A 13049-nucleotide genomic window follows, 5' to 3' on the forward strand; every position below is an offset into this window, starting at 1 on the left:
GTAAAAGGTTCTTTTGATGGCTAATGATACCACCGGGCTCACCCGAATCGTTAAAGCAGCAGGCTATTCCTGGAAAGGTTTTCGTGCCGCGTGGCAAAACGAAGCGGCTTTCCGCCAGGAGGGCACCGTCGCTATTATCGCGGTGATCCTTGCCTGCTGGCTGGATGTGGATGCCATCACCCGTGTACTGCTGATTGGCTCAGTCCTTCTGGTGATGATAGTGGAAATTTTAAACAGCGCGATTGAGGCGGTGGTCGATCGCATCGGCACCGAACGCCACGAGCTGTCCGGGCGCGCCAAAGATATGGGGTCTGCCGCAGTGCTGCTGTCGATTTTCGTTGCGGTCATCACCTGGGCGACGCTGCTGTGGTCACATTTCCGATAACGCCCGCAGAATGAGGCAAATGTCTGGTTTTTTGTGCGTTTAGCGGTTCCAAAATCGCCATTGACTGTATATACTCACAGCATAACTGTATATACACCCAGGGGGCGGAATGAAAGCGTTAACGACCAGGCAGCAAGAGGTGTTCGATCTTATCCGGGATCACATCAGCCAGACGGGCATGCCACCAACGCGTGCGGAAATTGCGCAGCGCCTGGGGTTCAAGTCACCGAACGCGGCTGAAGAGCATCTGAAAGCGCTGGCGCGTAAAGGCGCGATCGAGATTGTCTCCGGTGCTTCTCGCGGTATTCGTCTGCTGGTTGAAGAAGAGTCCGGCATCCCGCTGATTGGCCGCGTAGCGGCAGGCGAACCACTGCTGGCACAGCAGCATATTGAAGGCCATTATCAGGTCGATCCGTCCATGTTTAAACCGAGCGCCGATTTCCTCCTACGCGTCAGCGGTATGTCGATGCGTGACATCGGTATTCTGGATGGCGATCTGCTGGCGGTGCACAAAACCCAGGACGTGCGTAACGGCCAGGTTGTCGTGGCGCGCATCGACGATGAAGTCACGGTGAAGCGCCTGAAAAAGCAGGGCAGCACCGTTGAGCTGCTGCCTGAGAACAGCGAGTTTTCCCCGATTGTGGTGAATCTGCGCGAGCAGAGCTTCTCCATCGAAGGGCTGGCGGTCGGCGTGATCCGCAACGGCGAATGGCTGTAATGCCTTCGGCGTAGTCCCATCAAGTTTTCAGTGGCGCTGTTCAGGCGCCACTTCTCTCTACCAACGCATTATCACAGGTTTTTCATGTCGCTCTTCACCGCTGCAGACAAAGCATTGTGGCGTCTTGCGCTGCCAATGATTTTCTCCAACATCACCGTCCCGCTGCTTGGGCTGGTAGATACAGCCGTGATCGGCCATCTCGACAGCCCCGTTTACCTCGGCGGCGTGGCGGTCGGCTCCATGGCGACCAGTTTCCTGTTTATGCTGCTGCTTTTCCTGCGTATGAGCACCACCGGCCTCACCGCTCAGGCCTATGGCGCCAAAGACCCTGTTCGTCTGGCGCGGGCGCTGGTGCAGCCGCTGCTGCTGGCTCTCGGCGCGGGCCTTGCCATCGTGCTATTGCGTACGCCGCTTATCGATCTTGCGCTGCACATTGTCGGCGGTAGCGATGCGGTGCTCGAACAGGCGCGACGTTTCCTCTCAATTCGCTGGCTGAGCGCGCCCGCCTCGCTGGCAAACCTGGTGCTGCTGGGCTGGCTGCTTGGCGTGCAGTATGCGCGTGCGCCAGTGATTCTGCTGGTTGTCGGTAACGTGCTGAATATCGTGCTCGATTTGTGGCTGGTAATGGGCCTGCATATGAACGTGCAGGGCGCGGCGCTGGCTACGGTGTGTGCCGAATACGCCACTTTCTTCATCGGCCTGCTGATGGTGCGGCGTGTGCTGCACCTGCGGGGGATTTCCCTGGCGCAACTGAAAGACGCCTGGCGCGGCAATATTCGCCGCCTGCTGGCGCTGAACCGCGACATCATGCTGCGCTCGCTGTTGCTGCAGCTCTGCTTTGGCGCGTTGACGATCTATGGCGCAAGGCTTGGCAGCGATATTGTGGCCGTCAACGCCGTGCTGATGACGATGCTCACCTTCACGGCCTACGCGCTGGACGGCTTTGCCTATGCGGTAGAGGCACATTCCGGGCAAGCATTTGGTGCGAAGGATGACAGCCAGCTGCTGCACGTCTGGAAAGCGGCCTGTCGGCAGTCCGGGCTGGTGGCGCTGGCCTTTGCGTTGATCTACGCCCTCGCCGGGGAACATATCGTTGCCATGCTGACGTCCATTCCTTCGTTAAGGGAGCTGGCTGACCGCTACGTTATCTGGCAGGTCGTTTTACCGGTGATTGGCGTGTGGTGCTATCTGTTGGACGGCATGTTTATCGGCGCGACGCGCGGGGCGGAAATGCGTAACAGCATGGCGGTCGCGGCGGCAGGTTTCGCTGTTACGCTGCTGAGCGTGCCCGTTCTTGGTAACCATGGCCTGTGGCTGTCGCTGGCGGTGTTCCTTGGGCTTCGCGGCCTGTCGCTGGCGTGGATCTGGCGGCGTCACTGGCAGCACGGCACCTGGTTTTCGTAGGGATTTTATTTCTCCAGATGGTTAAAGATTCTGAATAATTCCTGAAAGGCAAAATCCTTACCTATACTGAATCTCACGTCCAGCAGAAACAGGTATTACGGACGACGTTATTTCACTCTGCTCCACCGAACGATGAGGAAAGTATTATGAATAAAGACGAAATCGGCGGTAACTGGAAACAGCTCAAAGGTAAAGTGAAAGAGAAATGGGGTAAGCTCACCGATGATGACTTCACCGTCATCGAAGGTAAGCGCGACCAGCTGGTCGGGAAAATCCAGGAGCGTTACGGATACGCGAAAGATCAGGCCGAGAAAGAGGTCAAAGACTGGGAAACCCGCAACGATTACCGCTGGTAACCGAAAGCACTACCCGTGCGTACAAGGAAGTACAACCCTCAGGGCGGCTCAGAGCCGCCCGCTCTTATTTCTGGCCCGGCTTTCTTTTAATCTGAATCGTATGATCGTGGCCGCAGCAGTCCTGCGTGCGGCAGGACTCCACTTCTACACATGCAGAGCACAACCCGTGCGCTTCAATCACATTATGACGCAGCGCAAACCCCATCCGGGCCGACAGCGTATGCATGATATCTTCCACGCCGTCCGCCGCTTCTTCCTTCACCACGCCACAGCGATCGCAGATAAACATCGCCGAAGTATGCGAGGGTTTATCAAAGAGATGGCAGAGCACGTAACTGTTGGTGGACTCTACTTTATGCACGAACCCCTGCTCGAGTAAGAATTCCAGCGCGCGGTAGACGGTCGGCGGTTTCGCCTGCGGTTCGCTGATTTTGAGCAAATCCAGCAGGTCATAAGCGCTGATAGCGCCCTGTTGCAGGGTCATCAGGCGTAAGACTTCGAGGCGCTGAGGGGTCAGACGAACGCCACGTTGGGTACAGAGCTTTTCGGCCTGCACGAGCATGTCTTGTGGAGTGGTCTTGTCCATAGGCGCCTCGGATCGGGTATGAAGTAAACGCCTACTTTACCATGTTATGACTGAAACACCGATATCTCCCCGAGTGTGCTATACCTGACGCGTAACCTTCTGAGGAAACACGATGAAAAGACCAGACTGTATTCGTCACTGGCGTGAACTCGAAGAGCCGGATGATTCCACCTACCCCGACAGCAGTGAGCTGTTCTCCATCGGTGCGCCACTGGCCCGTAAGCTGGGGTTAAGGCATATCGGCATTCACCACGAACGTATTCCGCCAGGCAGACGCACCTCATATCCCCACGCAGAAAGTGATGAGGAAGAATTTATTTATGTTATTGAGGGCCGTCCACAGGCATGGATTAACGGTTATTTGTGGCAATTAGAGCCGGGTGATTGTGTGGGTTTTCCAGCCGGAACCGGTGTGTGTCACACCTTTATTAATAACAGTGATACTGAGGTAAATCTGATTGTGGTAGGAGAGGCGAATAAGAAACACAACCGCATTTACTACCCGTTAAATCAGGAGTATGCGGCCACGCGGCAGGACCGCTGGGTCGATCATCCCCCGCAGTTCTTCGGCCCGCACGACGGCAAGCCCTCGCAGAAATAGCATTCTCTTCTATAAATAGTGAAGGGCGCCCTCTATTCCAATTCTGATAACGGCGCTCTTCCTAACTTAAATCGGCCAATAAGGCGTCTTTTACATCGTTATTCACAGCAATAGTTCGGCCCTTTCCAGCGCATAACTGGAGTGGGATAAACTTCATCTGCAAATAACGAGAAACTTGTGAATAAAACATTCAGATATTCAGTGGTGTCAGCGGCAGTATCACTGTTAATGGCAAATCAGGCGGGAGCGGCCAACACCTGGTCAGAGGCAAGAAATGACGCCATGGGCGGAACCGGCGTGGCGTCGGCGAACTACGGCAGCGCGGTGATGATTAACCCCGCGCTGTTGGCGAAGTCCCAGCCGGATGATGATGTCTCTGTCGTTATTCCTTCCGTGGGGGCGCAGATTACCGACAAAGACAATCTTCGCGATCAAATTGATGACATCAGTAACGATATCGATCGCTACGAAAACGTTATTGATAACCTGACGCCAACGGGGATCTTGCTGGATCCGCAAGGCACGATGAATCAGTTCCAGAGCGCAGCGGGCGATCTGGCGGGCCAACTGGAAGATCTGCGCGGCAAAACGGCTCGCGCGAACGCGGGGGCAGGGATTGCGGTGAGCGTACCGACCTCGGCCGTGTCTCTGGCGTTCGTCACCAAAGCTTATGCGCACGCCCGCGTCAGCTCGAACATAGACCAAAGCGATATCGACTACCTGCGCAACATCCAGAACTCCGATGCGTTTGCTGCCGGGCAGGCCGCCGGGGCGTTGATCAACGGCAGCGACCAACTCACCAACAACCTCAATTCAACGGCTTCCGGTAAAGCGGCGATTGTTTCTGATTATGGGATTGCGATTGCCCGAAAATTCGATATTGGCGGCGTGCCGGTATCGCTCGGCGTCACGCCGAAATTGCAGCAAACCTGGCTTTATAACTACACCACCTCCATCGATAACTATCACAGTGACGACTGGAAGAAGGATAAGTACCGCAATGACGATACTGGTTTTAACGTCGATGTCGGTATAGCGGCAGATTTCGGCGAAAACTGGACGGTGGGCCTGAGCGGGCAGAACCTGATGTCTCGCGATATCGATACCAAAGATGTGCGCATCACCAACGGCACAACGGGCGTCACCACCAATTACAAAGATACTTATCAGATTCGCCCGTTGGTGACGGCGGGTGTCGCATGGCACACCGATTTGCTGACGCTGACCGCTGACGGCGATCTTACAGAAACCAAAGGCTTCAAGAGTGAAGACAATTCACAGTATGTTGGCGTCGGGGCGGAAGTGACGCCACTGAGCTGGCTGGCGGTGCGTGCGGGTTATCGTGCGGATGTGAAGGGCAACGACAGCAATGTGTTCACCGCAGGCGTTGGTTTTGCGCCGATGAACACCGTTCACGTCGATTTGATGGGCCTTTACGGTGAGGATCAAACCTGGGGCGCTGGCGTCCAGCTGGGCCTGACGTTCTGACAATCACGGAGGCTTCGCGCCTCCATTTTATCTTTATGCTATAGTAGCCGCCCTTTTTTCATAAACGCTCATAATTTCGCCATGCTGCCAGATACCCGCACTGCTTACCCTGCCCACCGTTTCTCCATCGCGCCCATGCTCGACTGGACGGACAGACACTGCCGTTACTTCCTGCGCCAGCTGTCCCGCCACACGCTGCTGTATACCGAAATGGTGACCACCGGGGCGATCATTCATGGCAAGGGCGACTATCTGGCTTACAGCGAGGAAGAGCATCCGGTCGCGTTGCAGCTTGGCGGTAGCGATCCGGCGGCGCTGGCCCATTGTGCGAAACTGGCAGAAGAGCGCGGCTACGATGAGATCAACCTCAACGTGGGTTGTCCGTCCGATCGCGTACAAAACGGGATGTTCGGCGCGTGCCTGATGGGCAACGCACAGCTGGTGGCTGACTGCGTGAAAGCGATGCGCGACGTCGTGTCGATTCCTGTGACGGTGAAGACCCGTATCGGCATCGACGATCAGGACAGCTACGAGTTTCTCTGCGACTTTATCAATACCGTGTCCGGCCACGGCGAGTGCGAAATGTTTATCATCCACGCCCGTAAAGCGTGGCTCTCCGGCCTGAGTCCGAAAGAGAACCGTGAAATTCCTCCGCTGGACTACCCGCGCGTTTATCAGCTCAAGCGTGATTTTCCGCATCTGACAATGTCCATCAACGGCGGTATCAAGTCGCTGGAAGAAACCAAAGCGCATCTGGAGCATATGGACGGCGTGATGGTGGGCCGCGAAGCGTATCAGAACCCGGGTATTCTGGCGTCCGTCGATCGCGAAATTTTTGGTGTGAATACCGCTGACCCCGACCCGGTTGCCGTGGTGCGCGCGATGTATCCGTACATTGAACGCGAACTGAGCAATGGCACTTATCTGGGCCACGTGACCCGCCATATGCTCGGCCTTTTCCAGGGGATTCCTGGCGCACGCCAGTGGCGTCGTTACCTGAGCGAGAATGCGCATAAAGCGGGCGCGGATATTGAAGTGCTCGAGCAGGCGCTGCAGTTAGTGGCGAACAAGCGCTAAAATATTCGCTAAAAGTTAGTCAGATTGACCACGCCTCGCACTGTGCTGCGAGGCGTTTTCGTTTTTATTCAACCATTTACACTCTGGCATGATTTTTGTAATGAAAAAGGCAGTGGGTTATTTTTAAGGGGAAAATGCCATGTTTGAACTGCTCTTTATCATCGGATTCTTTGTCATGCTGCTGGTAACGGGTGTGTCGGTGCTGGGCATTCTGGCGGCGATTGTCGTGGCAACCGTGCTGATGTTTTTTGGCGGCCTGTTGGCAATGATGATCAAACTGCTGCCGTGGCTGCTGCTGGCCATCGCCGTGGTATGGATCATCCGTGCGGTAAAAGCGCCAAAAGTGCCGCAGTATCGCCGGGACGATCGCTGGCGTTATTAAGGGAGTGCGGGTTGGGTCACAACCTGAGAAGGGCGGCGTAGGCAGTTCGTCATAAATCTGTCATTCTTAGTGCGATAACGAATTCATCGCGCTGTACCCTACATACAGCGAACGATAAAAAAAGAAAGGGCTTCCCACGGGAAGCCCTAATTCTTTGTCAGCATTGCCGTTAAGGAATGAGTAAACTCGACCCTTCCGTCGCCCGACTCTCCAGCGTTTCATGCGCTTTGCGCGCATCTTTCAGGGCAAACTTCTGACTCTCCGCCACATCCACTTTGATAACGCCACTGGCGATGAGTGAAAACAGCTCGTTGCTGGCTTCCTGCAGTTCTTCGCGGGTGGTGATGTAGCCCTGGAGCGAAGGGCGGGTGACGTACAGCGAACCTTTTTGATTCAGAATACCGAGGTTCACGCCCGTCACCGCGCCGGAAGAGTTGCCGAAGCTGACCATCAGGCCGCGGCGTTGCAGGCAGTCGAGGGAGGCTTCCCAGGTGTCCTTGCCCACGGAGTCATACACCACGCGCAGTTTTTTGCCGTGGGTAATCTCTTTCACACGCTCCACGAGGTTTTCCTCGCGATAGTTGATCACCTGCCAGGCGCCGGCCTGCAATGCACGCTGCGCTTTTTGTGGCGAGCCGACGGTGCCAATCAGCTGCGCGCCCAGCGCTTTTGCCCACTGGCAGGCGATCAGGCCCACGCCCCCGGCGGCGGCATGGAACAGAAACGGCTCGTTAGGCTTGATTTCGTGGGTTTTGCGCAGCAGGTAGAAGACCGTCAGCCCTTTCAGGAACGAGGCAGCCGCCTGTTCGTAAGAGATAGCGGCGGGCAGAATGGCTGCCTTATCGGCAGGCACATTGTGCACGGTGCTGTACGCGCCAAGTGCGGATTGCGCATACACCACGCGGTCGCCCGCTTTAATGTGCTTCACGCCGCTGCCGACTTTACTCACCACGCCCGCCGCTTCCGTACCCAGGCCACTTGGCAGAGACGGCGGTGGGTAAAGTCCGCTGCGGATATAGGTGTCGATGTAGTTAATGCCGATGGCCTTGTTCTCTACCTGGACCTCATTTTCTTTGGGATCCGCAGGGGTAAAGTCCACGGCGCTTAGCACCTCAGGCCCACCGTGCTGGTGAAATTCAATTCGCGTTGCCATTTTTCCTCCAGATGTGAAGGAGCCTCAGATATGATAATCTTACGGCCCACTCTTTAACCGGTAACTCCATTCACTATGGCAGGAAATAAACCCTTCAACAAACAACAGACTGAGCCACGCGAGCGCGATCCCATCGTCGCCGGGCTGAAAGTACCGCCGCACTCGATTGAAGCGGAACAGTCGGTGTTGGGCGGTTTGATGCTGGATAACGAGCGCTGGGATGACGTGGCCGAACGCGTTGTCTCCGAAGATTTCTACACCCGCCCGCATCGCCACATCTTTACCGAGATGGCGCGCCTGCAGGAATCGGGCAGCCCGATTGACCTTATCACCCTTGCGGAATCGCTGGAGCGGGAAGGGCAGCTGGACAGCGTAGGTGGCTTCGCCTATCTGGCAGAGTTATCGAAAAATACGCCAAGTGCGGCGAACATCAGCGCTTATGCAGACATCGTGCGTGAACGAGCCGTCGTGCGTGAGATGATTTCGGTCGCCAATGAGATCGCCGAAGCCGGTTTTGACCCGCAGGGCCGCACCAGTGAAGACCTGCTGGATTTAGCCGAATCCCGCGTGTTTAAAATCGCCGAAAGCCGCGCGAACAAAGACGAAGGGCCAAGAAATATTGCCGACGTGCTCGATGCGACCGTCGCTCGTATCGAACAGCTTTTCCAGCAGCCGCACGACGGTGTTACCGGCGTGAATACGGGCTATGACGATCTCAACAAAAAGACCGCAGGACTACAGCCGTCGGACTTGATCATCGTCGCGGCGCGTCCGTCGATGGGTAAAACCACATTTGCAATGAACCTCGTTGAAAATGCGGCGATGTTGCAAGATAAGCCGGTACTTATATTCAGTCTCGAGATGCCCTCCGAACAGATTATGATGCGCTCCCTCGCATCGCTTTCGCGCGTCGACCAGACCCGTATCCGTACCGGACAGCTCGATGATGAAGACTGGGCACGCATTTCCGGCACGATGGGCATTCTGCTGGAAAAACGTAACATCTATATCGACGATTCCTCCGGCCTGACGCCAACGGAAGTGCGCTCCCGCGCGCGCAGAATCGCCCGTGAACACGGTGGCATCGGCCTCATTATGATCGACTACCTCCAGCTGATGCGCGTGCCGTCGCTGTCGGACAACCGTACCCTAGAAATCGCGGAAATTTCTCGCTCGCTTAAAGCGTTAGCGAAAGAGCTTCAGGTGCCGGTGGTGGCGCTGTCGCAGCTTAACCGTTCCCTGGAGCAGCGTGCGGATAAACGTCCGGTCAACTCCGACCTGCGTGAGTCCGGCTCCATCGAGCAGGATGCCGACTTAATCATGTTTATCTACCGTGATGAGGTGTATCACGAGAACAGTGACATGAAAGGGATCGCGGAAATCATTTTGGGTAAACAGCGTAACGGCCCGATCGGTACCGTGCGTCTGACCTTTAACGGACAGTGGTCGCGTTTCGACAACTACGCCGGACCTCAGTATGACGATGAGTAATATCTAAGGAATTCAAATGCAAGCGGCAACTGTAGTCATTAACCGCCGCGCTCTGCGACACAACCTGCAACGCCTGCGTGAACTGGCCCCTGCCAGCAAACTGGTTGCGGTCGTGAAAGCGAACGCCTACGGACACGGTCTTCTGGAGACCGCGCGAACGCTCCCCGATGCCGATGCTTTCGGCGTCGCCCGCCTGGAAGAGGCGCTGCGCCTGCGGGCGGGCGGTATCGTTCAGCCCATTCTCCTGCTGGAAGGCTTCTTCAACGCCGAAGATTTGCCGGTGATCTCCGTGCAGGGGATGCATACCGCCATCCACAATCTTGAGCAGCTGGAAGCGCTGGAAAAGGCCACGCTGCCTGAACCTGTGACTGTCTGGATGAAGCTCGACACCGGCATGCACCGCCTGGGCGTGCGCCCTGAAGAGGCGAATAACTTTTACCAGCGTCTGAGTAAGTGCACAAACGTGCGCCAGCCGGTCAATGTGGTCAGCCACTTTGCGCGTGCCGATGAGCCCGAATGCGGTGCAACTGAACAGCAGCTCGACATCTTCATGACCTTCACTGAAGGCAAGTCGGGGCAGCGCTCTATCGCGGCGTCTGGCGGCATTCTGCTGTTCCCGCAATCCCATTTCGACTGGGTGCGTCCGGGCATCATTCTTTACGGCGTATCGCCACTCGAAGGAAAACCGTGGGGCACGGATTTTGGCTTCCAGCCAGTCATGTCGCTGACTTCAAGCCTGATTGCCGTGCGCGATCACAAAGCGGGAGAGCCCGTGGGCTACGGCGGCACCTGGACCAGCGAGCGCGATACGCGCCTGGGCGTGGTGGCGATGGGCTACGGTGATGGTTACCCGCGCGCTGCGCCGTCAGGCACGCCCGTGCTGGTGAACGGCCGCGAAGTGCCGATTGTAGGACGCGTAGCGATGGATATGATTTGCGTCGATCTTGGCCCCGAAGCCTGCGAAAAAGCGGGCGATCCTGTCATTCTGTGGGGTGAAGGCCTGCCGGTTGAGCGCATCGCTGAAGTGGTGAAAGTGAGTGCTTACGAACTTATCACGCGTCTGACGTCACGGGTGTCGATGAAGTATCTCGACGAGTAATTTACCCGTTTTCACCCTCTCCCTTTGGGAGAGGGTATCTGCGGCTTTCACCCCAACATCCCCTCGATCTTCCCCGCTTTCCGGTTTATTGTGATGTTTCCTGCCCTGTATAACCCTGGAGAATCATCGCGTGTTTCAGAACGTTGACGCCTACGCAGGCGATCCCATCCTCTCGCTGATGGAAAAATTCAAAGAAGATCCCCGTAGCGACAAAGTGAACCTCAGCATCGGCCTGTACTACAACGAAGACGGCATTATCCCGCAATTACAGGCGGTTGCCGCCGCGGAGGCACAGCTTAATGCCAAACCGCACGGGGCTTCCGTTTATCTGCCGATGGAAGGGTTAAACACTTACCGTAATGGCATCGCTCCGCTGCTGTTTGGGGCCGATCATCCGGTGCTGCAGCAGCAACGCGTGGCAACCATTCAGACGCTGGGTGGCTCCGGAGCGCTTAAAGTCGGGGCAGATTTCCTCAAAAACTACTTCGCGGGCTCGAAAGTATGGGTCAGCGACCCGACCTGGGAAAACCACATCGCCATATTTGAAGGGGCTGGCTTCGAAGTAAGCACTTACCCGTGGTTTGATGCAGAAACCAACGGCGTGCGTTTTGAGGCGCTGCTGGAAAAACTGAATTCGTTACCTGAAAAAGACATCGTCCTGCTGCACCCTTGCTGCCACAACCCGACGGGCGCAGACCTGACCAACGCCCAGTGGGATGCGGTAACGGAAGTGTTGAAAGCGCGCAACCTGATCCCCTTCCTCGACATCGCCTACCAGGGCTTTGGCGCAGGAATGGAAGAGGACGCCTACGCGATTCGCACCATTGCCAGCGCTGGCCTGCCGGTGCTCGTCAGCAACTCCTTCTCCAAAATCTTCTCACTGTATGGCGAGCGCGTCGGCGGCCTGTCCGTGGTGTGTGAAGACAGCGAAACGGCTGGTCGTGTACTTGGGCAGCTGAAGGCAACCGTTCGCCGTAACTACTCCAGCCCGCCGAATTTCGGGGCGCAGGTGGTGTCGGCGGTGCTGAACAGCGCGGAGCTGAAAGCCTCGTGGCTGGCGGAGGTGGAAGCCATGCGCACCCGTATTCTGGCCATGCGTCAGGAGCTGGTAAACGTGCTGAAACAGGCGATGCCAGAAGGTAACTTCGATTACCTGCTGAAGCAGCGTGGCATGTTCAGCTACACCGGCCTGAGCGCCGCTCAAGTGGAGCGCCTGCGCGAAGAGTTTGGCGTCTATCTGATTGCCAGCGGGCGTATGTGCGTGGCGGGCCTGAACACCCGTAACGTCCAGCGCGTGGCACAGGCTTTCTCTGCTGTGATGTAAGTGCTCACTGACTTTGGCGCTCCGTTTTAAGGGGCGTCAAAGTTATGCCTGGCGGGTGATAAGACTCTGAGTGTGATCATCACCTTTTTCTATGACATCCAGGCGAGATATTCCTTCCTTTCATCCCCCATCACGGTTAAGGTCAAAAAGCTTTTTTGACGAGCCACAGGCTTTCAATAATAACAATCGGATGATTCAGGGATAATTATGCGCAAGGTTACTTTAGCGTTCAGCGCTATCTGTTTGTTGTTTACCCTAAACAGCACCATAGCGGATGCTCATGCATCGTCGCCATCTCCGCTTTATGTCGGCACAAATGTGGCGAAACTCGCCGAACAGGCACCGATCCATTGGGTATCCGTGGCGCAGATTGAAAACAGTCTGTTGGGCCGCGCGCCGATGGCCGTTGGCTTCGATATCGATGACACCGTGCTGTTCTCAAGCCCAGGCTTCTGGCGCGGTAAAAAAACGTTTTCGCCAGAGAGCGAAGATTATCTGAAAAACCCGGAATTCTGGGAAAAGATGAACAACGGCTGGGATGAATTCAGTATCCCGAAAGAAGTGGCCCGTTCACTGATTGCCATGCACGTTAAGCGCGGCGACAGCATCTATTTCGTGACTGGCCGCAGCCAGACCAAAACGGAAACCGTCAGTAAAACGTTGCAGGATGATTTCCTGATCCCGGCCGCCAATATGAACCCGGTAATTTTCGCAGGCGACAAGCCCGGGCAGAACACCAAAACGCAGTGGTTGCAGGAGAAAGGCATCAAGGTCTTCTACGGAGACTCTGATAACGACATCACCGCGGCCCATGATGTTGGTGCGCGCGGCATCCGCGTATTGCGGGCTTCTAACTCCACCTACAAACCTTTGCCAAACGCAGGGGCGTACGGTGAAGAGGTTATCGTTAATTCTGAATACTGAGCACGAATAGCGGCAATCCACAGGGGTTGCCGTTTTTTTAACCAGATCCCTTTCCCCTTTC

14 protein-coding genes are annotated in these 13049 nt (G+C 56.0%); 12 read left to right on the forward strand and 2 right to left on the reverse strand.

Annotation, left to right across the window (positions count from 1 at the left end):
• Positions 1-16 precede the first annotated feature (16 nt).
• The 4 genes from CRO87_RS14575 to CRO87_RS14590 all read left to right on the forward strand — a co-directional run bounded on the left by CRO87_RS14575 (position 17) and on the right by CRO87_RS14590 (position 2863).
• A complete protein-coding gene (locus CRO87_RS14575) occupies positions 17-385 on the forward strand; it encodes a diacylglycerol kinase (RefSeq protein ID WP_097163666.1) in 369 nt (122 codons plus the stop codon).
• Between the two features lie 109 nt (positions 386-494).
• On the forward strand, positions 495-1103 hold the full coding sequence (gene lexA, locus CRO87_RS14580; protein ID WP_097163667.1) for a transcriptional repressor LexA: 609 nt from the start codon (positions 495-497) through the stop codon (positions 1101-1103).
• An 84-nt stretch (positions 1104-1187) separates the two neighbouring features.
• On the forward strand, positions 1188-2507 hold the full coding sequence (gene dinF, locus CRO87_RS14585; protein ID WP_097163668.1) for an MATE family efflux transporter DinF: 1320 nt from the start codon (positions 1188-1190) through the stop codon (positions 2505-2507).
• A 146-nt stretch (positions 2508-2653) separates the two neighbouring features.
• Positions 2654-2863, forward strand: coding sequence for a CsbD family protein (locus tag CRO87_RS14590; protein WP_097163669.1), 210 nt, complete (start codon positions 2654-2656; stop codon positions 2861-2863).
• Between the two features lie 64 nt (positions 2864-2927).
• Here the strand turns inward: CRO87_RS14590 and zur are convergent, their stop codons facing one another.
• Entirely contained in the window at positions 2928-3449 is a 522-nt protein-coding gene (gene zur, locus CRO87_RS14595) for a zinc uptake transcriptional repressor Zur (protein WP_097163670.1), read from the reverse strand.
• A 112-nt stretch (positions 3450-3561) separates the two neighbouring features.
• Between zur and CRO87_RS14600 the strand changes: the two genes are divergently transcribed.
• The 4 genes from CRO87_RS14600 to pspG all read left to right on the forward strand — a co-directional run bounded on the left by CRO87_RS14600 (position 3562) and on the right by pspG (position 6997).
• Positions 3562-4050, forward strand: a complete 489-nt coding sequence (locus tag CRO87_RS14600; protein ID WP_097163671.1) for a cupin domain-containing protein — start codon at positions 3562-3564, stop codon at positions 4048-4050.
• 177 nt (positions 4051-4227) lie between these two features.
• Positions 4228-5538 carry a conjugal transfer protein TraF gene (gene traF, locus CRO87_RS14605; RefSeq protein WP_097163672.1) on the forward strand — a complete coding sequence of 437 codons (1311 nt, stop codon included), beginning with the start codon at positions 4228-4230 and terminating at the stop codon, positions 5536-5538.
• 81 nt (positions 5539-5619) lie between these two features.
• Complete coding sequence (gene dusA / locus CRO87_RS14610; protein ID WP_097163673.1) at positions 5620-6615, forward strand: tRNA dihydrouridine(20/20a) synthase DusA; 996 nt, start codon at positions 5620-5622, stop codon at positions 6613-6615.
• A gap of 139 nt (positions 6616-6754) precedes the next feature.
• Positions 6755-6997, forward strand: coding sequence for an envelope stress response protein PspG (gene pspG / locus CRO87_RS14615; RefSeq protein WP_097163674.1), 243 nt, complete (start codon positions 6755-6757; stop codon positions 6995-6997).
• Positions 6998-7166: 169 nt separating this feature from the next.
• Here pspG and CRO87_RS14620 read toward each other — a convergent pair whose 3' ends face one another.
• The gene (locus tag CRO87_RS14620; RefSeq protein WP_097163675.1) at positions 7167-8150 is read right to left on the reverse strand and encodes a quinone oxidoreductase; all 984 of its coding nucleotides are present in this window, start codon (positions 8148-8150) and stop codon (positions 7167-7169) included.
• 75 nt (positions 8151-8225) lie between these two features.
• On the opposite strand from CRO87_RS14620, the gene dnaB reads away from it, so the two are divergent.
• The 4 genes from dnaB to aphA all read left to right on the forward strand — a co-directional run bounded on the left by dnaB (position 8226) and on the right by aphA (position 12988).
• Positions 8226-9641 carry a replicative DNA helicase gene (dnaB, locus tag CRO87_RS14625; protein ID WP_097163676.1) on the forward strand — a complete coding sequence of 472 codons (1416 nt, stop codon included), beginning with the start codon at positions 8226-8228 and terminating at the stop codon, positions 9639-9641.
• A gap of 16 nt (positions 9642-9657) precedes the next feature.
• Complete coding sequence (alr, locus tag CRO87_RS14630) at positions 9658-10740, forward strand: alanine racemase (RefSeq protein WP_097163677.1); 1083 nt, start codon at positions 9658-9660, stop codon at positions 10738-10740.
• A 130-nt stretch (positions 10741-10870) separates the two neighbouring features.
• Positions 10871-12064, forward strand: a complete 1194-nt coding sequence (gene tyrB / locus CRO87_RS14635; protein ID WP_097163678.1) for an aromatic amino acid transaminase — start codon at positions 10871-10873, stop codon at positions 12062-12064.
• Between the two features lie 207 nt (positions 12065-12271).
• A complete protein-coding gene (gene aphA, locus CRO87_RS14640) occupies positions 12272-12988 on the forward strand; it encodes an acid phosphatase AphA (RefSeq protein WP_097163679.1) in 717 nt (238 codons plus the stop codon).
• Positions 12989-13049: the final 61 nt, after the last annotated feature.

This window comes from Enterobacter sp. CC120223-11, from assembly GCF_900215375.1.
GTDB lineage: Bacteria > Pseudomonadota > Gammaproteobacteria > Enterobacterales > Enterobacteriaceae > Scandinavium.